This is a genomic window from Candidatus Avoscillospira sp. LCP25S3_F1 (assembly GCF_052117125.1).
GTDB lineage: Bacteria > Bacillota > Clostridia > Oscillospirales > Oscillospiraceae > Avoscillospira_A.
On the sequence record NZ_JBQKJT010000005.1, the window covers coordinates 120,369 to 143,720 of the forward strand.

Genomic DNA, 23,352 nt, shown 5'->3' on the forward strand with positions numbered 1-23,352 from the left:
CGATAAACTCCTCGTAGACGGTGTGAAACGAAATTTTCTTGTTTTCCACATAGTCGCCGGTGTTGTTTAGGTGGTAGAGTACATCCTGCATCGCTTTGGTCGCTTCACGTTCTGTCTTGAAGCCACCCTTTTCAACCTGCTTGCGCTTACCATCGACCGTACCCAAGTCAATACGATAAGACCATGCGTTTTTTCGCTTTTTTCTGACGCTACCTTTCATTTCTGGGTCCTCCCATAGATTGATTTTCTAACGAGAGTATAGCAGGCATCTGAAAAGACGGCAAAAAATGTTCCCACGGATTTTAGTTAGGTGAAGTACCCGCAAACCCGCATGGCGTCTGGGTTTTTCGGCATTTTCGTGGGAACATTTTAGAAAATCTCTCCTCGCAGAGAAATGTTCCCACAATGTTCCCACGGATTTCACCAAGCCAGCATATAGACGCAAAAATGCGGCTCACACTTTACTGTGAACCGCATTTCTGTTACTGCGTATCTTTTGTGCTGAAAACCGCTGGTTTTACGGGCTTTTCGCCGTTCCCTCCGCGTATTCCAGCACGGATATACAGACTTTCTTACTTGTTGAAGTAACGCTTCAGCAGGCCCTCGAAAGCCTTGCCGTGGCGGGCCTCGTCTGGTGATAGGATTCTTCTACCGTATCAATCAGACTATATAAGGCTCTCAGCGTAATCGAAAAGTTTTTTGCCCACGCTTTGCCCACAAAAAATACGCTCTGCAAATCCAGTACCGAGTCAGGCTCCACAAGGGAAATGCTTACTTATTCTGGCTCGATGCAGCTTTGGTTTTAGACCGGTGCCGTGTGGCTTTCTTGGTCACATGGTCGTACTCGATCAGTCCGGCATCCATCTCGCGGATGAAGTCCTCCACGGCAATGGTCGCCACTTTGGTACTGCCCAGCTTGACCGCCCGCAGCAGCTTAACGCTGATAAGGTCATACACCATGTTCTTGTTGACCTTCAAAATCTTAGCTACCTGTGGAACCGTCAAAAACTCGCAATCAGTTCGCCGGACTTCCTCTACCGCAGCACGGGTCTGTTCATTCATTGCATTCATGCTCATGCACCTCCTACCGAAAAGTATAGGGGGTGCATGAGCATTTCGCAAAAAATTACAGACCTAATTTTAGTCAGGGCCTTTTCGCTTCCTTCATACTCTGGCGATCTGTCGTTTCAGATACCAGATAATCACTCCGGAAAACTCAGCATATCGTCCATTCGTCTTGGCCTGAAATTGTTTCAGCATACGTTCCAACTGCTGCTTCGGCACTTTCTTTCCCGGAAATTTGTCATGTAACGCTTGCTTGACTGCATCCAACGCCGCTTTACGGTTCTCCTTCAGATAAGATGCCGGACAATTCAGATTGAGTGTGATGTTCAGATCCTTTTCAATCTCTGCATCATCAGAACAAATCGTTCCGTCTGTTTTATACTTGATTTTCTCAATGGACACTGGGTCTCGCGGGTCAACGGTCAACGGCTCGTTTCCTCGATGCTGGTCACAAGTCAGATTTTCAAACTTTCCTGCCTGCTTTTTATTGCCGGAACATACAGCGAGCATATTGCGGTAATCAATCGTCAAGGCAGGGTCGTAATTCTCACTTTGGGGATGCTGCGGCAGATAGTGTTCAATTTGCACATTCTCCAGCGAGATGCGCCGCATACAATAGGCACACAGGCACCCTTGTTCCTCCAGCAAAGATACTTGAACCGCTTCTTTGGGTTTTCCGGACAAATTGCTATAGTCCGTCAGTCCTTTCCATTTCTCTTGAATCAGTTCATTTGGCTCTTGCTTTTTCTCTATATACAGCATTGCGATCCACCTACATCCGTTCCAGTTCCAAGCTCACTTGTGCGCTGGTCAGTTCAGGATCGGCAGAACCGATTTTATCTTCAATCTGCTGCAAGATCGAAGCAGCATCGTCATAGCGCTGTTCGTCAATGGCATCGTACACCGATTGGAACATTTGCTTGATCTCAGATGGACGCTCACTGGCCCCCATGACGCTGCTCAGAATTGCGTTTGCATCCCTACCAAACACCTCGTTCTGCGGTTCGACCGCTTGCTGATCCGTCAGAATGAGCAGATTTTCTTTCTTCACGGAGTTGATGACCAGCGGCGCATGGGTAGATACGATAAACTGGACTTTCGGGAAAATTGTCCGCAAATCGCCGATAATCCGCTGCTGCCACTGGGGATGCAGATGCAAATCGATCTCATCGATCAAAACAATGCCAGTCGTTTCCTTGAGAACATCATCGAGCAGCCACGGGTTCAAGACGGCCATACGATAAGCAATGTCAGCCACCATACTGAGGGTGTTTTTGTAGCCATCACTCAATTCTTTCATCGGATAGCGTTCTCGATCCGAATTACCATCCCGGTACAGGATATCGAGTTCGTGTGTATCCAAGTTGAATTGGACATCTACATCGTTAAATCCTGTGATACCCTGGAAGCACTGAATGATCGCAGACTTGACTGCGGACAGTTCGGGAGCCTGTGTGCCATTGGTGGCACTCTGCAAGGTCATTTTCTCAATCCACTTTCGCATCATCTTTTCGTTAGATGCTGCATCCAAGCAATCCACATAACCCATCTGACGGTTAAACTTCATCAATTCTGAAGATTTCTTTTCCCGCTTTTGAGCCCACAAGCGTCCTGTTCCATAGTAAGAGATCAGGGGCAGTACCGGTTTTTCTCCATTCCGTACTTGATCTTGCAGTGCCGCCGAAATCGCGGTAATTTCCTTTGCATCGACCACCGTGGTCTTGCCTTCTGCGCTTCTCAGCTCACGCTTCCATGCAATAGGCGTTCCGCCAATAACTCCAGAAGCACTGATAGAAACAGGAAATTGGGGTTGCAGTTCAACCACACTGCCCATATCGTAACACTTATTCAGTGCGTCATCCTTAGAAATACCAGGGCTGCTCATTCCATCAAATCCTGCCAAAAATGTGCCGACAGCAATGGAGGCAGCATCCAAAAGCGTAGATTTACCACTTCCATTATTGCCAACGATCACAGTCAGTTCATGGTGGAACGTTGCTTCAAAGCGCTCGAAGCAACGGAAATTTTTGATTTCGATGCTGTTAATCTGCATGGGTGACACCTCCATTCATTGTATAGTTGATTTGATGTGTTTTGCAAAACTCTTCAATAGAGCGAATTGCCATTTGCGATGGCCTGGTTCGTTTGCGCTCCCAGCGGTTGACCGAGGCAAAGCTAACGCCTAATTCCTTTGCCAGTTCTTCTTGGCTCAAGGCACATTGTTTGCGAATGCATAAAATCAAATCCGAGTATTCCACTGCTCTGCCCCCTTTATCACATCAGCTGCTATTATTATAGCAGGTGTTATAAATGGGAACAAGTCGAAATCCATCGTACCCAATATAATTTTCAAGTTTTTATACCTTGAGTGACAGTTTGGGTGACATTAGATTTTAATTTATACGGATAGCACTACTCCGACCGCACACCCGGCAGTTCCACCGTCTGACCCTCAAACTGCTCAACAAAGTCCAGCAGAGCCTTACGGCTTACTTTGCGGCTGCCCAGCTTAATAGAGCGCAGATACCCGCAGCGGATCAGGTCATAGACCAGATTTTTATTGACGCGCAACAGTTTTGCTGCTTCCGGGACGGTATATAAAATATCGCGGCAAGCCAAGATTTCCATTGCGGTTTCATTGGCTTTCTGCCGCTGTTCTGATAATGACATATTGATCACTCCTATATCCAATATTATGTGGAGCCGCTGTACAAAGGCAGCGGCTCCACTGTTTTGTCCTATTGGCGTATCACCCGTATCCTGTTCCTGATGGACTGCCTGTTGTGACAGGACACCGTTTTCTACGCATTGGCACGCTCGCTCCTGAAACCTCCTCTCCGGAGGTCATGGCCTGCTTCCCCTGCGCTGTATCTGATACGGACGCTCATTTTGTTTTCAAAGTACAGTAAGACTGGTAAACGCTTGCCAGCCTTTCACAAGGGACAACGCGCAGTTATTCCCTGTGAAGGACAGGCAAATCTGCTTAGCTCAATTCAAACCGGTTCTGAATTTCTTTTATCAGCTTGAACTGGAGTTCCTGATACAAGTCCTCATCATATCATCATCCATTTCCCGCACGATAGCCGGTATCTCGGTCTTACCCGCAAGTAGGCTGGCGTGATGACGGCGGTGTCCCGATACGATCTCAAAATTGCCGTCATTTGTGGGGCGTACCAGAATGGGAACCAAAACGCCCCGTTCCTTGATACTCTCGACCGTTTCCAGCATTTTATCATCGTCTATTACCTTGAACGGATGGTTTGGGAATGGCTCCAGCTTATCCAGCGGAAGGCTCTGCACACGCTCTTGCGTGTCTGCCTGCCGTTCCTCGTCTGTCTTGAACAGGTCGTCATAGCTGGCGAGTTGGATATTTTTCGCGGCACTTTTCATGTTCCAGCACCTCCTTTGTGAATTGCTCGTAGGCTTTGGCCACGGCGCTTCGGGGTTCAAAGCTGAAAATGCTGGCACCCACGGCGCTCATTTCTGCCGCCTTGATGCCGCGCGGTATCTCTGTGTCATACACTCGTATTGCCTTGCCGTAGGTATCCCGCACAAGTTGGCTGATCTCCTTTGCGAAATTCGTGCGGTTGTCTACCATCGTGATGAGGATGCCGCTGATCTTCAGATTGGAGTTGAGCTGCCGCTGCACTTTGCTCACTGTGCGGAGCAGTTGCTCCAAGCCTTTTACGGGAAGATAATGGGACTGCACCGGGATAATGACACGATCCGCCGCTGTCAGCGCGTTCAGCGTCAGCATACCGAGCGACGGGGAGCAATCGACTAAGATGTAGTCGTACTGCCGCTTGACCTCGTTCAGATAGGTTCGCAGCACCGTTTCGCGGCTCATGGTATTCACAAGGGACACCTCCAAGCCGGAAAGCTCAATGTTGGCAGGCAGTAAGTCCATGCCCTCCTTGTGGTGGAGAATGCCGTTCTGCGGCTCGATTGGGCGGTCTGAGATGATGCGCTCCAGCATGGTAGCCAGTGTGGGCGATAGTTCGTCCGGCTGCTGCCAGCCAAGCATTTCGGTCAAGTTTGCCTGACTGTCTGCGTCAATGAGCAGGACACGCTTACCTTGCCGCGTAAGTCCTGCGCCCAGATTGACCGCTGTGGTGCTTTTGCCCACGCCGCCCTTCTGGTTTACGATTGCGATGGTCTGCATAGGTTTTTCCGTCCTTTCTTTCTGATTTTTTGCATAAAAAAGCGGAGCATTTCAAACAAATGAAATACTCCGCTGATGCTGTCTATGAAGTTGTTATATACTATTACGATTCAGTCAAATCGAAATGCCGCCGTCAGTGCGTTTTCTGCGGCATCAGACATCTTCTCTGTGATGTGCGTGTAGTACCGCAGAGTGAACTCCAGTTTGGAATGCCCCAGCATTTCTTGCACATAACGGGGATTGAGTCCGTTTTCCGCCAGCACTGTGGCGTAGGTATGCCGCAAATTATGGAACTTGAAGTGGATACCCAAGTCCTTCTTGATGATACGGGCAAGAAACTTCGCACCGTTGGTGGTCAGCATCTCGCCGTTGGCTTTGACATTGATGAAGTCCGGAACTTCGATGACCTCCTCTTTCTTAGGCTCGCGCCGGTCCGTCACGAAGTTGCGCTTGTAGCCATCACCGTACAGTTTGCGCTCTGCGTCGTGCTGCATCTTCATGTCCGCAAGATATTGGGCAAATTCGGCTGTGATATTCACAGACCGATAGGAATTGACCGTTTTCAGTGGTGCAAAGCACCACTGCTTATCCTGATAGAGAAGCTGTTTGCAGACCTTGATCTTTTTCTTCTCAAAGTCGATGTCACTCCATGTGAGGGCAAAGCACTCACTTTCCCGCAGACCGGCCTGCAATCCAAGCTGGAATGCGATTTTGGAACGGGTGGATTCGATACGCTCGATCATCTGCTCCAACTCCTTGCGGTTATAAGTCACGATGTCACCCACATGGCGCGGATCAGGAGGGGGCGGTACCAAGTCCATCACATTCTTTTTCGTATACTTGTGGTCGTGGGCATAGCGCAGGATCACATTGAAGAACTTGTACATTCCCTTCACATACTCCTCGCTGTACTTTATCCGCTTCTGATTTAAGAAGTCGATAATCATAGTGTCCGAAATTTGGTAGACATACAGCGGCCCGAACTCGTCCTTGATATGGTTCCGATAGAGGGAATCGTATCGCTTCAAGGTCGCATAGGCTCTGGTAGCTTTACCCTCGCGTTCGATGAACTCTTCATAGACGGTGTGGAAGGAAACTTTCTTGTTCTCCACATAGTCGCCGGTGTTGTTCAGGTGGTAGAGTACATCCTGCATGGCCTTGGTTGCTTCGCGCTCACTCTTGAAGCCGCCTTTTTCAACTTGTCTACGTTTACCATCTACATAGCCTAAATCAATGCGATATGACCAGGCATTGTTCTTCCGTTTCCGAATACTGCCTTTCATTTCTGGAACCTCCCATAGATTGATTTTCTAACGAGAGTATAACAGCCCTAATGAATGACAGCAAAAAAAGTGCCCACGGATTTTAGTTGGGTGAAGTGCCCGCAAACCCGCATGGCGTCTAGGGTTTTCGGCATTTTCGTGGGCACTTTTTGAAAAATGAGAGTGAGATGGCAAAAGTGCCCACCAAGTGCCCACGGATTTTGCCGGGCCAGCATATAGACGCAAAAATGCGGCTCACACTTACCTGTGAACCGCATTTCTGTTACTGCGTATCTTTTGTGCCGAAAACCGCTGAAATCATTGGCTTTTCGCCATTACCGAGACTGGCTCCAGCACGGATATACAGACTTTCTTACTTGTTGAAGTAACGCTTCAGCAGGCCCTCGAAAGCCTTGCCGTGACGAGCCTCGTCGCGAGCCATCTCGTGGACGGTGTCGTGGATGGCATCCAGGTTGTACTGCTTGGCCAGCTTAGCCAGCTCGAACTTGCCCAGGGTAGCGCCGTTCTCGGCTTCCACGCGCATCTCCAGGTTCTTCTTGGTGCTGTCGGTGACAACATCGCCCAGCAGCTCGGCAAACTTGGCAGCGTGCTCAGCCTCTTCCAGAGCGGCCTTCTCCCAGTACAGGCCGATCTCGGGGTAGCCCTCACGATGGGCAACGCGGCTCATGGCCAGGTACATACCAACCTCGGTGCACTCGCCCTGGAAGTTGGCGTTCAGGCCCTCCAGAATCTCCTTCTGGACCTCAGCGGGCACATCGGCGCCGAAGACCTTGCCCACGCCCACAACATGCTCGGCAGCCCAGCTCTTGGTCTCAGCCTGCACGGTGAACTTGGAACCGGGAACGCCGCACTGGGGGCACTTCTCGGGGGCGCTGTCGCCAACATGAACGTAACCGCAGACAGGACATACGAACTTCTTCATAGTAATTTCCTCCAATAGTAATAATGTAGTATAGGAATTGAACTTGCTTGTAAAGGTGATGCGTCAGGCGATTTCCTCAGCCATGCAATGCTTGCAGCGGCCGCGGAATGTCAGACGGCAATCGGAAACCATACCGCCGGTGGCCTGTTCAGCCAGGGCCGCCAGCTCCGTGGGTACCTCAATGGCGCTAATATCCAAAACCGCACCGCAATCCTCACAGATGAAGTGCACGTGCGGCCGGGTTTCGCCGTCGAACCGCTCCAGCCCATTGACTACGCCTACCGATACAATGATCCCTTCCTCGCGGAACATGCTGATGTTCCGGTAGACTGTGCCGAGGCTGAGATCGGGGATCTGGGGCTTGAGCTGGGTATACACCCACTCGGCACTGGGATGACAATCGGTACCGCAGATACAGGCCAGAATCGCATCGCGCTTCTTGGACCGTTTGCGAATTTTTTCCATTTGTCTCTCCATTTCAGTAATGATTATCGCTTGCATGATGATAATAGCATACATTCTTATTTTTGTAAAGGGCTTTTTGAAAAAATTTTTTGTGAAACTTTCGGTCATGCGGTTGCAAAGATGGCCGCGGCGTGGTATGGTAGGTACATCTTATAAAAGGAGGTTCACGACAATGGGTGTTTCCATCAAGAACCTGGGCGATTGCGTTGCTTGCGGCGCTTGCGCTGAGGCCTGCCCCCAGGAGGTCCTGAAGGTTGAGGACAATGTCGAGATCGTCAATGGCGACGATTGCGTCAGCTGCGGCCTGTGCGCCGACGCTTGTCCTGTCGACGTGCTGGAGGTTGACTGATTCCAGTCCTTTCCTGCCGGATCGCGCTTGCGGTCCGGCAGTTTTTCGTTTTGGGAGAACGTCCTGCCACCTCCGCCCGCAGATGAAGGCGGTTGCCGCAAAAAATGCGGGAAAAATCCCCATTCCCTGTTGAACTTCCATGGATTTGCGGGTATAATATGAAAGATTACAGCCTGTAGAAGCAGGCAGAGGGGGGAGGAACCGTCGTGGGACAGGTGATTGCCGTCATCTCCGGCAAAGGCGGCACAGGTAAGACCAGCCTCACGGCGGGCGTGGCGTCCTGTCTGGCCGCGGAAGGTCAGAAGGTGCTGTGCATCGACTGTGACATGGGCCTGCGGAACCTGGACCTCTCCCTGGGGCTGGCCGACGAGGCCACAGTGGCGTTTACAGATGTCATGGACGGCTTGTATACCCTGGAGGATGCCGTGACCCATCCCCGCATACCGGGCCTGGATTTGCTGACGGCGCCGGTGACCAAGCTGCCGGAAGATGTGGATCAGGAGGCCTTTGGGCGGCTTCTGGAAGAGGCCCGAAGGCAGTATGACTGGTGTCTCATCGACGCGCCCGCTGGTGTGGGCGTGGGGTTTCAGCTGGCTACGCGATATGCCGATGAGCTGGTGGTGGTGGCCGTTGCCGATCCGGCGTCCATGCGGGATGCGGCCCGGGCCGCCGATTTGATTGAACTGCAAGACCGGCGGGACCGGCCCATGCGTCTGGTGGTGAACCGGGTGTCCCGGCGGATGTACCGCAAGCTGCGGGCCACGGTGGACGATGTGATGGACGGCGTCGGATTGCCCCTGCTGGGGATTGTGCCGGACGATGTATCGGTGACGCTGGCGGCTGCCGCGTCGGAGCCGTTGATTTTGTATACCAGCCGCGGCGCGGCCGTGGCCTGTCTCCATATTGCCCGCCGCCTCTGCGGGCGGCGCGCTGCTCTCCTGCGCCTGTAAGGCGCTGCCCAATCTTCCATCCCTGGACACGATACGGAGTGATAGTATGAATATTACGGTTATGGCCCACGATAAGAAGAAGGAACTGATGGTGCAGTTCTGCACCGCCTATAAGAGCATCTTTGCCAAGCATAACCTATCCGCCACGGCCACCACGGGCCGTCTGGTGGCAGATGCCACGGGCCTGCCCGTGTCGCTGTTCCTGGCACGGTCCCAGGGCGGCCATCAGCAGGTGGACGCCCGCATTGCCTACAATGAAATCGATATGGTCATTATTTTCTCGGACCCCAACGATAACGACCCCTGGGAGGATCAGCGGGTCATGCAGACGCTGCGCCTGTGTGAAATGCACAACGTCCCCGTCGCCACCAATCTGGCTACGGCGGAAATGCTGATTCTGGGTCTCCAGCGCGGCGATCTGGATTGGCGTGAGATGATCCGTCCCAAAAAGACCGTTTAAGTCCATATCCCCTGCCCTCGCCCGTTTTGGCGGAGCGAGGGCAGTTCAGTTTAGAAATGAGAAAGGAACCCAAGAAACTATGGCACAGATGAAACCCCGCACCCTGTCGGGCTTCATGGAACTGCTGCCCGCGCCGCAGCAGCAGATGGAGCGCATCATGGAAATTCTGCGGCAGACCTACAGCCGTTACGGCTTCACCCCCCTGGATACCCCGGCCATCGAGTCGGCGGAGGTGCTGCTGGCCAAGGGCGGCGGTGAGACCGAAAAACAGATCTACCGCTTCCAGAAGGGCGACAGCGATCTGGCCCTGCGGTTTGACCTGACGGTACCCCTGGCGAAATATGTGGCCCTCCATTATGGCGAACTGACCTTCCCCTTCCGCCGCTATCAGATCGGTAAGGTCTACCGGGGCGAGCGGGCCCAACGGGGCCGCTTCCGGGAGTTCTATCAGGCCGATATCGATATCATCGGTGATGGGCAGCTGTCCATTCTCAACGAGGCGGAAATCCCGGCCATCATCTACGAGACGTTCTCACGCCTGGGGCTGAAGCGGTTCCAGATTCGCGTCAACAACCGGAAGATCCTCAACGGCTTCTATGCCATGCAGGGCCTGTCCGAGCGGTCTGGCGATATCATGCGCACCGTGGATAAGCTGGACAAGATCGGACCCGACAAGGTCCGGGTCCTGCTGACGGAGGATGTGGGACTGACGGCGGAGCAGGCCGACGAGATTTTGAAATTTATGGCCATTGACGGCGATGTGCTGGCCGCCCTGGGCCAGTATCGGGGCCGGAACGAGGTCTTTGACACGGGTCTGGACGAGCTGGCCGCCGTGGTGGAGAACCTCTCCAACTTCGGCGTTCCCACAGAGAATTTCGCCGTAGACCTGACCATCGCCCGCGGTCTCGACTACTACACCGGCACGGTCTATGAGACCATGCTGCTGGATCATCCGGAAATCGGTTCTGTGTGCTCCGGCGGCCGCTATGACAATCTGGCCGGATACTATATCGACAAGCCCCTGCCCGGCGTGGGCATCTCCATCGGTTTGACCCGTCTGTTTTACGTCTTGGGCGAACAGGGGATGTTGAATCCCGCCCTGCCCACGGCCCCGGCCGACGCCCTGATTCTGCCAATGACCAGTGATCTGGGTCCCGCCATCCGTCTGGCCACGGCCCTGCGGGCCGATGGCATCCGGACCCAGCTCTATACCGAGGCCAAGAAGTTCAAGGCCAAAATGAGCTATGCCGACAAGTTGGGCATCCCCTATGTCCTGTTTTTGGGAGAAGATGAAATTGCCCAGGGCAAGTGCTCCGTCAAGGACCTGCGCACCGGTGTACAGGAGACGGTCAGCCCCGAGGAAGCGGCGGAGAAGATCGCCGCCGGTATTGCTGCCCTCAACGAAGGTCCGGTCATCGTGGAATAAGGTTGGACCCGGACGGCTCAGACCGTACCGGCGGTTCGTCTGTCTCTATCTTGATAATTCCAGAGAAAAAGGAAGGATTTTTCACTATGTTTCAATCGAGAACCCATACCTGTAATGATCTGCGGCTCTCCGATGCCGGCAAGACGGTCACCATTGTAGGCTGGATGGAAAACGTCCGCGAAGTGGGCGCCAATCTGGCCTTTGTGGTGGTGCGGGACTTCTACGGCACGACCCAGGTGGTGGTGGAGACCGAAGAGATGATGCAGATCATCAAGCCCCTGAACAAGGAGTCCACCATCTCCGTGACCGGTACCGTCCGGGAGCGGGCCAGCAAGAACCCCAAGCTGCCCACCGGCGAGATCGAAGTGGTGCCCACCAGCATTTCCGTCCTGGGCCGCTGCCGCTACAATGAGCTGCCCTTTGAGATCAACCGCAGCCGCGATGCCGACGAGACCCTCCGGCTCAAGTATCGCTATCTGGACCTGCGGAATCCTGCGGTGAAGAACAATATCATTCTGCGCTGCAACGTGGTTTCGGCTTTGCGTGCCGCCATGACCGCCCATGACTTCCTGGAGATCACCACGCCCATTCTGACGGCTTCCTCCCCCGAGGGCGCTCGCGACTATCTGGTGCCTGCCCGGAAGCATCCCGGCAAGTTCTACGCCCTGCCCCAGGCGCCCCAGCAGTTCAAGCAGCTGCTGATGACCTCCGGCTTTGACCGCTATTTCCAGATTGCCCCCTGCTTCCGCGACGAGGACGCCCGCGGCGACCGCAGCCCCGGCGAGTTCTACCAGCTGGATATGGAAATGGCCTTTGCTACTCAGGACGACGTGTTTGCCATTCTGGAGGATGTGCTGCCCCCCATCTTTGCCAAGTACGGCAAATACAACGTGGCGTCCTCCGCACCCTTCCGCCGTATCGGCTTCAACGAAGCTATGGAGACCTATGGTTCCGACAAGCCGGACCTGCGCATTGATCTGACGGTACAGGATGCCACCGCGTTTGCCGACTGTGGCTTTGAACCCTTTGCGGGCAATACCGTCAAGGCTGTGGTGGTCTCCGACTGCAAGCTGGCCCGGAAAGCCATCGACAAGCTGCTGGCTGAGGTGGAGGTCCAAGCGGGTAATAAAGCCTATTGGGTCAAGGTGGACGAGAACGGCGAACTGGCCGGCGGCATTGCCAAGTTCCTCACCGGCCGCAAGGATGAACTGACCGCTGCCCTGGGCCTGAAGCCCGGCGACTTCGTGGGCTTCACTGCCGGCAAGAAAGCGGCTGCGCAGAAGACGGCCGGTGTCCTGCGGACCAAGCTGGGCTATGCCTGTGAGGGTCACATGGACAAGGAGCGCTATGAGTTCTGCTGGATTGTGGACTTCCCCATGTACGAAATCGGCGAGGAGTCCGGCGAACTGGAGTTCTGCCACAACCCCTTCTCCATGCCCAACGGCGGCCTGGAGATTCTGGAAAAGGCCGAGCGGGGCGAAATCGATCCTCTGTCCATTACGGCCTTCCAGTATGACCTGGTTTGCAACGGCGTGGAACTGTCCTCCGGCGCTGTGCGGAACCACGATCCGGAGATCATGATTAAGGCATTTGAGATGGTCCGTCTTGGCGAAGAAGACGTGAAGAGCAAGTTCCCGGCCATGTACAACGCCTTCTGCTACGGCGCGCCTCCTCATGCGGGCATCGCCCCCGGCGTGGACCGCATGGTTATGCTGCTGGCCGGCGAGGAGTCCATCCGGGAGATCATCCCCTTCCCCATGAACAAGAACGCCCAGGATATTATGATGGGCGCTCCCTCTGTCGTGGAGCAGAAGCAGCTGGACGAGCTGCACATCGCCATCACCGCCACGGAAGAAACCGCCCAATAAATTACAACAATACGCGCCCGGATTTCCACGGAAATCCGGGCGTGTTTGTCATGGCGTATCAAAGAGATGATCGAGACTTTCAAACCGGTACCCCATATCTTCCCACTTGGTCAGCAACTCGTCCAGAATGGCCGCGTTGGTGGCCGAGGTGGAGTGGAGCAGCACGACAGCGCCGTTATGGATACGGGGAATCAGCTTCGAGAAGGCTTCCTCCCTGGTGGGCTGGTCGTCGGTATTCCAATCCACATAGGCCAGACTCCAGAATACCGTCCGATACCCCATCTCCTTTGCCATTTGCAGATTCTCCGGGCTGTACTCGCCCTGGGGCGGCCGGTAGTACCGGGGCAGCTCCTGACCGGTGATCTCCCGGTAACTGTCTTCCACGGCCTTTAGTTCAGCGGCAAAGGCATTCGGGTCGGAGATTTCCGACATATTTTTGTGATGGTATGTGTGATTGCCCACAATATGGCCCTCGTCCACCATCCGCTGTACCAGTTCCGGCGCCGTTTCCAGATAGTTGCCTACCAGGAAAAAGGCTGCCGGGGCGTGATGGGCTGCCAGCACGTCAAGAATCTGCGTGGTGTACCCGTTTTCATACCCCGCGTCAAAGGTCAGATAGAGCACAGGCTCCGATGTGTCGCCCACATAGACGGCGTCATAGCCGGAGAGCGCCTCGCTGCTGACGGTGCCGATGGGCGCTTCCCCCTCCTGCTGAAAGCTGAGGCCCCAGGAGCCGACGGGAATCGCCTTGCCGCCGCCCAGCAGCAGAAAGAGACTCAGGGCCGCCAGCAGACAGACGGTGATCAAAATCCGCTGACGGACCCGGTATTGCCAGAATTTTTTGGTCATGCCAACCACCTCCCCTCTATCCTATGGGACAGGTTGCCGGGGTAGACACGAAATCTGATACCATAAAATAATATAAAATTGGATATTCCATACAGTCAGTTGGGACGGTACAATGGGACCTAGAACCAAAGGAGGAAGGACCCATGAAACGTATCATCACCATCCAGGACATTTCCTGCCTGGGCAAATGCTCCCTGACCGTGGCCCTGCCCGTCATTTCCGCCATGGGCGTGGAATGCGCCATTTTGCCCACGGCGGTGCTGTCCACCCACACCATGTTCCAGAATTTCACCTGCAAGGACCTGACAGACCAGATTGGACCCATTGCCCACCACTGGAAGCAGGAAAATATTCGCTTTGACGCCATCTACACAGGGTATCTGGCTTCTGCCGAGCAGATTGACGACGTGTGCCGCTTCTTTGACCAGTTTAAAACCGAGGACAATTTTATTTTCGTGGACCCGGTCATGGCGGATAACGGCAAACTCTACGCCGCCTTTGACGAAGCGTTTCCCAGGGAAATGGCAAAAGTCTGCGCCAAAGCCGATATCATTGTGCCCAATCTGACGGAGGCGTCGCTGCTGACCGGTCTCCCCTACCGCACCGATTACGATGAGGGCTATCTGAAAGAGCTGTTGCAGGGGCTGGCATCCTTGGGGCCCCGTCATGTGGTCGTCACCGGCGTGCGGCCTGCTGAAGGCCGTGTAGGTGTCATGGCCTACGATCAGAAGACCGGCGAGACCTTTACCTACTATAATGAACTGCTGCCAGTCTCCTACCACGGCACCGGCGACATTTTTGCCTCCACCTGTGTTGGCGGACTGATGAATGGGCTGGATTTGGGACAGGCGCTGACCCTGGCCGCCGACTACACCCGCCGTACCATCGACGTTACCACCCATACCCCTGATTCCAATTGGTATGGCGTGGAATTTGAGCGTGCCATTCCCGATTTGCTGGAGCATCTAAAAAGATTGAAAGGCTAACAAATTTTTTGTTTGCCTTTTACAAAATTTGTGGTAGAATAGGAATAGAAGTGGTGCAAACCAACAAAAACGCCCCACAGGAAAGGAGCGCTGACATGGAGAAGCGCAACAGAGACACTCTATTCCAGTTCACGGGCCGGCCACCGATGGGTGCTGCCCTTTCCCTGGCCTTGCAGCATCTGGTGGCAATGATTGTCGGCTGTGTGACGCCGGCGATTATCGTTGCCAACGCGGTAGGGATGCCCCACTACCAACAGGTGTTGCTGATCCAATCCTCCCTGGTGGTATCAGCCCTGTCAACGCTGCTGCAGCTGTTTCCCGTAGGCCCCAAGGCGATGAGGCTGGGCGCCGGTCTGCCGGTGATCTTGGGTGTCAGCTTTGCCTATGTTCCCAGTATGCAGGCCATTGCCAGTGGCGGCGGCGGTGTGGCGGCGATTGCCGGAGCCATGGTGGTGGGCGGTATCGTGGCCTTGATTGTGGGACTTGCGGTGGATAAAATCCGCGTTCTGTTCCCGCCGGTCATTACCGGTACCGTGGTCTTTACCATCGGCCTGTCCCTCTACCCCACGGCCATCAACTATATGGCCGGCGGTACCGGCAACACGGCGGAGGCTGTCGCGGCGGCTGGCCTGCCCGAGTCCATGATCTACGGCTCCTGGCAGAACTGGCTGGTGGCTGCGGCAACACTGATTGCGGTTATGGTACTGAATCAGAAAGGCAAGGGCATCTGCAAGCTGGCGTCCATTTTGCTGGGTATGGTGTTCGGCTATATTCTGTCGGCGTTTTTTGGCATGGTGAGCTTTGATAAGGTGGGGCAGGCGGCCTGGTTTGCTCTGCCGGAAATATTGCCCTTTGGCATCACCTTTGAGCCGTCGGCCTGTATTGCCATTGGGTTGCTGTTTGCCATCAACGCCATTCAGGCCATCGGCGATTTTACTGCCACTACAGTAGGTGGCCTGGATCGTCAGCCTACCAATGCAGAGCTGCGGGGCGGCATTACGGCCTACGGCATCACCAATATTATCGGGGCCTGTCTGGGTGGCCTGCCCACGGCTACCTATTCCCAGAACGTGGGTATCGTCACCACCAACAAGGTCGTCAACCGGACGGTGTTTACACTGGCGGCGGCATTTCTGCTGCTGGCCGGCGTTTCGCCCAAGTTTTCGGCGCTGCTGACCACCATTCCCCAGTGTGTCCTGGGTGGCGCTACTATTACCGTATTTTCTACCATTGCCATGACCGGTATGAAGCTCATTGCCTCGGCCAAGCTGGACGCTCGTAACACCACCATTGTCGGACTCAGCGCCGCGCTGGGCGTGGGCATCTCCCAGTCCTCTGCAGCATTGAGCCAGTTCCCCGAAAGCGTGGCTATGATTTTCGGCAAGAGCCCTGTGGTCATTGCCACCATTCTGGCTGTGGTTCTGAACCTGCTGCTGCCGAAAGAGCAGAAAGAATCCTGATGATACATAAAAAAACCACCTGAAATCATCGATTTCGGGTGGTTTTTTTGCGATATTACAAGCTCAGGTCGCTATTGGCACGGGCACGGCGGTCAATCAAGGACTGAATGACCGGAACCAGAATGATAGCCACCAGACCGCCGGCAAATCCGTTGTTATAAAGGTTCATACCACTGTTGATCATGCCCACGTTGAGGGCCACCGATGAATGCAGATACCCGGCAATGATACCGGCAATGATGCCGAATTCTCCGGCAATGGGTGCCAGAGTCGTAGAAAACAGGAACGCCAGGGTACAGCTGGGATCGGTAATGCTCCAATTTTTCGTCAGGCTGCCCAGGTATACACCGGCCATGATGGGCAGAATATTGCGGATGTGCTTGCCGGTGGCGGAGAAGCCCACAATGGTGAAGATACCGCCAATGGTAGGACCGTTGATATCGCCGCCTACGGCCAACAGCAGCAGCGTGGCCACCATGCCGTTGATGCCCATATTAAAGTAGACGCAGGCAGGGCCAAATACTTTGAAATAGTCCATATGGGACGTGCCGCTGGTTTGCAGCAGCATTCGATAGCCCACCAAAACCTCCTGCCGGTGGAAAATCAGCGGCAGAAGTATCCAGACTGCAAATAGACCCAGAAGGATGCGGCCGAAGAGTAAATCATACTCGGTGGCCCAGATCAGTCGGGACTGAATGGTGATGTCAAAGGAACGGAACAGGGACACCACCACCGTCGCAATGATCCCGCAGGCCAGACCCACATTGTACAGGGAATAGCCCTTGTGGGCGTAATAGGTGTGGGTGGAAAGGGGCGGCAGAATAAAGCCGAGCAGCAAGCCTGTGGCGCCGCAGAGCAGCAATCGCGCCGGTAATGGCAGCGTGGCAATGTGCATGATCTGTGTAATAATGGGAGATAGCGAGGTGCCGTACAGCCCCACGTACAGGTATTTGGTGATGCTGACCCGGTGAAAGCGGGCGTACAGACAAACGCCCAGCATAATAGCCCAGATATTGAGAATGTTTTTCCCGAACAGAGAAAATCCAAATAACAGAGCTGTGGAGGTAATGGTATGCCCGTCAAATTCCATGCCCAGTAAATAGATGATTAAGATGCAGAGCAAGGTGGAGACACTGGCGTTGAATAGGGCCGCGCCAGGACCGCCTACCACAAAGTAGTCGGTGATGAGAAAGTCGGGGCTTACCACAATGGCCACCAGACCCTGTAGAATCTCGTTAAAGGGTTGGATACAAAAAGAGATAATCAGAAAATACAGAGGAGACAGGGAAAGCAGCAAAAATCTGCGCCTGCGATAGAATTCATGTTGCATCGGAACAACTCCTTGCCGTCAGAGTTTTGGATCAGAATTATAAATATGCCAAATGGCCGACAATAATACGGCAAAAATGGACGTTTCTCATGGAAAAAGCATACCATAAAATTATAACGTGTGCAATAAAAGAATCAGCCCGGGGGATGCGGTCGCATCCCCCGGGCCTGGGTATCCTGGAATCAATATTTGTCGGAAACATAACCAGCGGTCTGGAACCCGCGAACGGCACAGTCGCGGGAATCCGCTGCGGCAGCGGACGTGGCAGGCACACCCTTGAGACGGAACTGGTCCAGCAGATTCTTCATGAGAGAGGCCTGGCTGGACAGCTCCTGGCTGGCAGCAGCGCTCTCCTCGGCGGTGGCGGAGTTGGTCTGCACCACGCTGGAAATCTGATCGATGCCCACAGAGATCTGGGAGATGGCATCAGCCTGCTCACTGGAAGCATGGGCAATCTTTTCGATCATGGTCAGAATATCCTCCGCAGAGGTGGCAACATCGTTGAACGCCGTGTCGGTGCGATGGGCGATATCTTCACCGCGGGAAACATGCTGTAGGGAGTTCTTAATGAGACCGGTAGTCTCCTGAGCTGCGTCAGCCGACTTCTGGGCCAGGGAACGGACCTCATCGGCCACCACGGCAAAGCCCTTACCGGCGTTGCCCGCACGAGCGGCCTCCACAGCGGCGTTGAGGGCCAGAATATTGGTCTGGAACGCAATATCGTCAATGACCTTGATGATGCTCTGAATATTGTTGGAGGCGGCGGCAATATCCCGGATGGCGCTGAGCAGCTGGGCCATTTCCTCCTTGCCGCGGGTGACGGTTTCGCGGGCCGTCTGACCCAACTGGTTGGCCTTGCGGGAGAATTCGGCGGTGTCGTTGATCCGGCTGGTGATTTCGCTGATGGCGGCGGACAGCTCTTCGACGCTGCTGGCCTGCTCCGTGGCACCCTGGGCCAGGGCTTGGGCACCGTCAGCCACCTGATCGGAACCGGCATTCACCTGAGCGGCAGAGGTACCCAGGTCACCCAAAGCCACACAGAGTTTGTCCTGGAAGTTCTCAATGGAGTGCTGAATATTGGCAAAGTCGCCCTGGAACGGCAGCGGACACTCGTAGGAGAAGTTGCCGCTGGCAAACTCGCTCATGCCGTAGTCAATGGCGGAAATGTACTTGTTCAGCTCGCTGAAGGAGAAGTTCAGGCGTCTGGCCACCTTGCCAAATTCATTGGCGCCGTCATATTCCACATGGGCGTTGAGCTTGCCCTGGGACAGGTCATCGGCGGCCTTGTAAATCTGACTGAGCACATTGTTGAGCTGATAGGTGGTGTTAAAGGCCACATACAGGCTGATGCCCAGCGCCAGGACAAAGAAGACAATCAGAACGATGATAAATACACGCAGATTGTTCATTACCGTTGTTTCCTGGGCGGACTCGAGGCTGGAGACGGAGCTGTCCAGCTCTTCGGAAATGGACCGCAGCTCAGCCAGCGCAGGAGAACATTCATTGATCACGGCGTCAGCGGCTTCCGTCACATTGCCTTCCTCCACATGCTCCATAACATGAGAGGCGATGGCGGTCCAATTATCAAATGCGTTTTGGTATTTCTGCGACAATCCATCGGCGGTGCCGTGGATCTCGGCAAACAGGTCAATATTTTTCTGCACTTCCTCCAGACTGCTCTGGACACTGGACTTCAGCTGGGGAATGGATTGCGTATCGTTCACAGAAAGCGCAATAATCATTTCCCGCAGATCGCGGGCGGCAGAGTTGATGGCAATCCGACAGTCCTTGACCGCGGTAGAGGAGGCGATGATCTGATTGGTCAAAACATTCGTATTGGCACGAATGTTGAGCAGACCCGCGACACCCAGGGCACAAATAATGGTTGCCAAAACGATAATGGTTGAAAAAATGGTCAACAGATACGTTTTAATTTTTGTTTTGTGAAACATACAGGCTCCTCCTCATTTTTTGTCTTGCGAACAGTGCCGTTCTGCGACGGCGGGACAGTGGGATGCTCAGTCGGGGCTTTCCTGACACCGGCAGTTGCGGATATAGAGCAGAGCATAAACGCTCTGCGTCATGGATTCCTGGAACAGGTGAATAACCAATTCCACTCGCCGCTCTGTTCCATCCACCGGCATCCGGAAGATGATCCGCCGGGCCTCATCGCTGCGCTCCAGCAAACTGGACCAGCGTTCTCGGAACAGATAATCGTCCAGCAACGTCAGGTCCTCCGGGGACAGATACGAGGCAAGCTGGTCTTGCAGGATCCGGATAAAGTGATCAGAATGGTTGCGATAATCTTGGGAAAGTTCTCGCCACAGTCCGCCCACGGAAAGCAGTTGACCGCTTTCCAGGTCCACCTCGGCGTGGGCTGTGGTTTCCGACAGAACGGCGTGGTAAAACCGCTGAATCCGCATAGTCCCCAGCTGCTGAACCCGCTGGGCGCCAATGGGTTCCACGGACACCACCATGGTATTCAGATCCACTTCCTCCTGTCCGGGGTGCCGCAGGGCCAGTTGGAACCACTCATAGGTGCCGCCCTTGGACTGAAGCAAAATCTCCGGCAAAACCAGATCGGATTTCAGGCACACGCGGGAAAATGCAGCCTGAAACTCCTGCGCGAAGTGGGGATGGACAATGTGATTGTCAATCCAGCACTGGGGAAAACCGTTTTCATGGCGGCATTCACCGGCGATCAGATGCCGGTCTGTATGGAAGAAGATGGTCTGTTTTAGCTCATTGTACTCGAATAACTCCCGTTTGTCCAGCTCTGGCAGGAATTGCGGACAGTGGGTGCCACTGAGAATGCGGTGATAGCCCTGTAGACAAACGCCATCGCCGTCGTCTTCGGCCCGAATGCCGGTACATTGTACCAAAACCTCGTTGAGACTGGGGTGATTCCAGATGTATTCCAGCTGCACCTTCTGCCCGGTGTCAATCATACTCCGCACGGCGTCATGGACATAGCTGTAATAGCCGGCGTTGATGCGGCTGTACCAGAACTGGTAACACTCCTCCGGTGTCAGCGAGGTGGGGGCGCCCAAAACGCGGTACATGGTCTCGTCGGCCACCATCTGCGGCGGACGTCCGTCGGAAGGCATGCGAATGGTCCACAGGCCTACCGCCATAGAACTGAGAATATGCCGGTAATTGGACCGGCTCAGCTCTTTGAGATGATGCTGTAACCGCGATTCGCCCATACGGGTAACCAGCAGCCGGGTCACAACTCGGGCCAGGGCGTCGTTGTGGGGACAGTGGCGGGGATTGCTGATGCCCACAAAGCTCAGCAGCTTCTTTTCCCGCAGCAATGGGACAGCCAGATGCTGGGAAATACCCAGTGTGTGAAGCAGCTCCAGCTCTTCCGGTGTTTGCAGCGGGCCGGCGCCCAGAGTGATCACCGATTGACCCCGTTGGAACATCTCCACCCAGCGTCGCAGGGGATTGGGCGGGAGACTCTGCAATTCCGGCGGCCGAGGCAGCAGATCCGGCCGCTCCCAACGGCAGCTGGCGGTCCAGCATTCCGCCGGGCCGCAGGGGGCTTTGTAGAGGAACACCCGGTCGGCTTGATAGAAGTCGCCCAGAATGGCCAGAGCCGTCCGAACGGCTTCGTGGTACGAGCGGCATTCGGACAGGCGTTCGGCGGCTTGCACCATGCGCTTACCGCACTCCAGCCGATCCTTGACATCCCGGCTGGTCAGTTCCTGCTCCGTAATGTCGATGGCAGTGCTGAGCCGGGCAGCCTTTCCCTGGAGAAGAATCAGCTTGTCGCGCAGGATGAAGTGTCGGCCGCAGTATTCGTTCATATGGTCACGTATGAGAAAACGATCTGTATCCAGCTGGCCGCCGACACAGAAGACACAGGGACTGTCTCTCCCCTGCAGAACCTTGTAACATCGTTTGCCGTGGTAATCCCGCGCGCCAAAGAGCTGCTGGCCTGCGGGGTTGAGATAGTAGAGCTCATACGTCTCCGGATCGCTGATGTAAAAAATGTCCTCTTCTGCGTCCAGAACGGCCTGGGCCAGATCATCCGGCGCCAGTTCCGCCAGAGGTACCTGATCGTAGTTATGGAGCAGACGACGGAAGCCGTGCTCTTGCTCCAGGCGGGCCTGATAAGCCGGAGAGTCTTTTTCAAAATAGCGGGCCGTAAAGTCGGCGGCGCTGATGGGACGGGAGAAGAGAAAACCCTGAAGCAGCCGCGGCCGCAGCTCCTCCAGAGCAGCCAGTTCCTCGGCGGTCTCGATGCCCTCGCAGCAGACGCGAATACGGCTGCTTTCTGCCAGCTGAAGCATATTGCCGAGAAACCGGTAGTTGTATGCGCTTTTATGGATATCCCGGACGAAGCAGCGGTCAATCTTCACTTCCTCGATTTCCATTTCCTCCAGGCGCTGCAGGCTGGAATAGCCGGTGCCGAAGTCGTCAATGGAAATGGCAATGCCCTGCTGCTTCCACTGGGCAAAAATCGCATTGATGTGCGGGGAATCCAGCAGCTGGATTCCCTCGGTCAGTTCCAGGGTCAAGGCGTTGCCCGGCAGGCCGCTGCGCTGGACACACTGGAGCACTTGGTTGGTGATATCGGCGTCGCAAAGCTGTACGTGGGACACGTTGACGCTCATGGAGAAATTGGGAAGGTATCGCCGCCAGATGCGGCACTGCTCCAGGGCTGTGGCAAGCACCCACAGACCCACCCGGCAAATGAGCCGCATATCTTCCAGCAGAGGGACGAATTCCACAGGACTGACCGGGCCAAGACGGGGCGAATTGTAGCGCAGCAACGCCTCCGCACCATGGAGGGCGTAGGTATGGGAGATCACCTGGGGTTGATAGAACACGGAAAACCCCTCAAAGCCGTTGTCCACGCTTCGCTGCAGGTCTTCTTTCAGTTCCAGAACGGCCAGTTCTCGTCGGTAGTCCTCGGCGGAAAAGAACCAGAGCATCTTTTTGCCGTGGGCTTTGGCGCAGTCCACCGCGGTCTCGGCGTACTGATACAGGACGCATTCATCGGGAACCCGGTAGGTCTGGTATGGGACACAGCCGCCGGATAGAGTACATTGGTTCCGCAACCGGACCAGCAGCTGATCAAAGACCTGCCGGACTTCGCCGCTGCTGCGGCCCGGCAGATTGACGGCAAAGGAGTCGCCGTTCATGCGGTAGATCCGCTGGGAGCCGCCGGTGGCGGCCTCCAGCGAATCGGCCACCTGCTTCAGCAGCTGATCCCCGTAGGTCTGGCCGTATTTGAGGTTGATGGCCTGCTGATCGTCCACGTCCAGCACCAGTAAAAACCCATCCTGCCCGCTTTCCAGCAGCTGCTTGATCTCCTCCTGCAGCACATCCATATGGAATGCGCCGGTGAGGTGATCGGCCTTGCTGTGGGAGGGCAAAATGGCCAGACGGCCCATCATCCACTGGGGATGGCCGCTGCTGCCGAAATGTACCTTGCCGCAGAAATTGATCCAAAGAAGGCCGCCGGTGCGGTCCATGACCCGGTACTCGGCGTCATAGTCGGCGGAGGCACCGGAGAGGACATGAACCAGCCCCTCCTGCAGCCGTGTAAAATCCTGGGGCCATACGATGCCGAACCATTCCGGCAAGGTGCAGTAATCGGCTTCAGCGTTAGGCAGTGCCAGCGTCTTATGTAGCTGCTTGGGGATATATAGCTTCTCTCCGGCTATATCCAGCAGAAAAAAGTAGTCGCCGGTGCTGTCCGTCAGAAAGTTCAGTATGTTGTAATACGCCAGAAAATCTTTCTCCATGATCTACAACCTTCCTGGAAG

General features: G+C 54.8%; 21 protein-coding genes and 2 pseudogenes. 7 read left to right on the forward strand and 16 right to left on the reverse strand.

Translation table 11 applies throughout. From position 1 onward, the window contains the following. Positions 1 to 118 precede the first annotated feature (118 nt). The 12 genes and pseudogenes from ACTQ33_RS05940 to ACTQ33_RS05995 all read right to left on the reverse strand — a co-directional run. A pseudogene (locus ACTQ33_RS05940) lies at positions 119 to 220 on the reverse strand (Arm DNA-binding domain-containing protein); the annotation flags it as partial. Positions 221 to 572: 352 nt separating this feature from the next. Then, positions 573 to 709 (reverse strand): annotated as a pseudogene (locus ACTQ33_RS05945) (NADH peroxidase); the annotation flags it as partial. 62 nt (positions 710 to 771) lie between these two features. Further along, complete coding sequence (locus tag ACTQ33_RS05950) at positions 772 to 1,071, reverse strand: helix-turn-helix domain-containing protein (protein ID WP_441462972.1); 300 nt, start codon at positions 1,069 to 1,071, stop codon at positions 772 to 774. Between the two features lie 93 nt (positions 1,072 to 1,164). Continuing rightward, positions 1,165 to 1,827, reverse strand: a complete 663-nt coding sequence (locus ACTQ33_RS05955; RefSeq protein WP_441462974.1) for a retron system putative HNH endonuclease — start codon at positions 1,825 to 1,827, stop codon at positions 1,165 to 1,167. 10 nt (positions 1,828 to 1,837) lie between these two features. Continuing rightward, positions 1,838 to 3,118, reverse strand: a complete 1,281-nt coding sequence (locus ACTQ33_RS05960) for an AAA family ATPase (protein ID WP_441462976.1) — start codon at positions 3,116 to 3,118, stop codon at positions 1,838 to 1,840. After that, positions 3,108 to 3,323, reverse strand: a complete 216-nt coding sequence (locus ACTQ33_RS05965) for a helix-turn-helix domain-containing protein (protein WP_118748396.1) — start codon at positions 3,321 to 3,323, stop codon at positions 3,108 to 3,110. Before ACTQ33_RS05965 ends, ACTQ33_RS05960 begins: the two co-directional genes overlap by 11 nt. 154 nt (positions 3,324 to 3,477) lie before the next feature. Beyond that, complete coding sequence (locus tag ACTQ33_RS05970) at positions 3,478 to 3,735, reverse strand: helix-turn-helix domain-containing protein (RefSeq protein WP_243129000.1); 258 nt, start codon at positions 3,733 to 3,735, stop codon at positions 3,478 to 3,480. Between the two features lie 348 nt (positions 3,736 to 4,083). Next, positions 4,084 to 4,455, reverse strand: a complete 372-nt coding sequence (locus ACTQ33_RS05975) for a ParB/RepB/Spo0J family partition protein (RefSeq protein ID WP_441462978.1) — start codon at positions 4,453 to 4,455, stop codon at positions 4,084 to 4,086. Continuing rightward, entirely contained in the window at positions 4,415 to 5,227 is an 813-nt protein-coding gene (locus ACTQ33_RS05980) for a ParA family protein (protein ID WP_441462980.1), read from the reverse strand. The genes ACTQ33_RS05975 and ACTQ33_RS05980 overlap by 41 nt, the downstream gene beginning before the upstream one ends. 110 nt (positions 5,228 to 5,337) lie before the next feature. Next, the gene (locus tag ACTQ33_RS05985) at positions 5,338 to 6,510 is read right to left on the reverse strand and encodes a tyrosine-type recombinase/integrase (RefSeq protein ID WP_441462982.1); all 1,173 of its coding nucleotides are present in this window, start codon (positions 6,508 to 6,510) and stop codon (positions 5,338 to 5,340) included. Positions 6,511 to 6,862: 352 nt separating this feature from the next. After that, positions 6,863 to 7,432, reverse strand: a complete 570-nt coding sequence (locus ACTQ33_RS05990; protein ID WP_441462984.1) for an NADH peroxidase — start codon at positions 7,430 to 7,432, stop codon at positions 6,863 to 6,865. 63 nt (positions 7,433 to 7,495) lie between these two features. Then, positions 7,496 to 7,897: a Fur family transcriptional regulator gene (locus ACTQ33_RS05995; RefSeq protein WP_441462986.1), complete on the reverse strand. Its 402-nt coding sequence runs from the start codon at positions 7,895 to 7,897 to the stop codon at positions 7,496 to 7,498. 172 nt (positions 7,898 to 8,069) lie between these two features. Between ACTQ33_RS05995 and ACTQ33_RS06000 the strand changes: the two genes are divergently transcribed. The 5 genes from ACTQ33_RS06000 to aspS all read left to right on the forward strand — a co-directional run bounded on the left by ACTQ33_RS06000 (position 8,070) and on the right by aspS (position 12,950). Further along, entirely contained in the window at positions 8,070 to 8,246 is a 177-nt protein-coding gene (locus ACTQ33_RS06000; protein WP_441462988.1) for a DUF362 domain-containing protein, read from the forward strand. A 206-nt stretch (positions 8,247 to 8,452) separates the two neighbouring features. Beyond that, the gene (locus ACTQ33_RS06005; protein ID WP_441462990.1) at positions 8,453 to 9,196 is read left to right on the forward strand and encodes a nucleotide-binding protein; all 744 of its coding nucleotides are present in this window, start codon (positions 8,453 to 8,455) and stop codon (positions 9,194 to 9,196) included. A 46-nt stretch (positions 9,197 to 9,242) separates the two neighbouring features. Then, entirely contained in the window at positions 9,243 to 9,656 is a 414-nt protein-coding gene (locus ACTQ33_RS06010) for a methylglyoxal synthase (RefSeq protein WP_441462992.1), read from the forward strand. A gap of 79 nt (positions 9,657 to 9,735) precedes the next feature. Then, positions 9,736 to 11,082 (forward strand): histidine--tRNA ligase, encoded by a 1,347-nt coding sequence (hisS, locus tag ACTQ33_RS06015; protein WP_441462994.1) that lies wholly within the window; start codon positions 9,736 to 9,738, stop codon positions 11,080 to 11,082. 86 nt (positions 11,083 to 11,168) lie between these two features. After that, positions 11,169 to 12,950, forward strand: coding sequence for an aspartate--tRNA ligase (aspS, locus tag ACTQ33_RS06020; RefSeq protein WP_441462996.1), 1,782 nt, complete (start codon positions 11,169 to 11,171; stop codon positions 12,948 to 12,950). 48 nt (positions 12,951 to 12,998) lie between these two features. On the opposite strand, the gene ACTQ33_RS06025 is transcribed toward aspS, so the two are convergent. Further along, positions 12,999 to 13,799 (reverse strand): polysaccharide deacetylase family protein, encoded by an 801-nt coding sequence (locus ACTQ33_RS06025; protein WP_441462998.1) that lies wholly within the window; start codon positions 13,797 to 13,799, stop codon positions 12,999 to 13,001. A 143-nt stretch (positions 13,800 to 13,942) separates the two neighbouring features. Between ACTQ33_RS06025 and ACTQ33_RS06030 the strand changes: the two genes are divergently transcribed. Beyond that, positions 13,943 to 14,785: a pyridoxamine kinase gene (locus ACTQ33_RS06030; RefSeq protein ID WP_441463000.1), complete on the forward strand. Its 843-nt coding sequence runs from the start codon at positions 13,943 to 13,945 to the stop codon at positions 14,783 to 14,785. A gap of 95 nt (positions 14,786 to 14,880) precedes the next feature. Continuing rightward, on the forward strand, positions 14,881 to 16,245 hold the full coding sequence (locus tag ACTQ33_RS06035) for a uracil-xanthine permease family protein (RefSeq protein ID WP_441463002.1): 1,365 nt from the start codon (positions 14,881 to 14,883) through the stop codon (positions 16,243 to 16,245). 55 nt (positions 16,246 to 16,300) lie between these two features. Here the strand turns inward: ACTQ33_RS06035 and ACTQ33_RS06040 are convergent, their stop codons facing one another. The 3 genes from ACTQ33_RS06040 to ACTQ33_RS06050 all read right to left on the reverse strand — a co-directional run bounded on the left by ACTQ33_RS06040 (position 16,301) and on the right by ACTQ33_RS06050 (position 23,331). Continuing rightward, the gene (locus ACTQ33_RS06040; protein WP_441463004.1) at positions 16,301 to 17,575 is read right to left on the reverse strand and encodes a DUF1576 domain-containing protein; all 1,275 of its coding nucleotides are present in this window, start codon (positions 17,573 to 17,575) and stop codon (positions 16,301 to 16,303) included. A gap of 182 nt (positions 17,576 to 17,757) precedes the next feature. Continuing rightward, positions 17,758 to 19,527 (reverse strand): methyl-accepting chemotaxis protein, encoded by a 1,770-nt coding sequence (locus tag ACTQ33_RS06045; RefSeq protein ID WP_441463006.1) that lies wholly within the window; start codon positions 19,525 to 19,527, stop codon positions 17,758 to 17,760. Positions 19,528 to 19,593: 66 nt separating this feature from the next. After that, complete coding sequence (locus ACTQ33_RS06050; protein WP_441463008.1) at positions 19,594 to 23,331, reverse strand: EAL domain-containing protein; 3,738 nt, start codon at positions 23,329 to 23,331, stop codon at positions 19,594 to 19,596. Between the last annotated feature and the right edge of the window lie 21 nt (positions 23,332 to 23,352).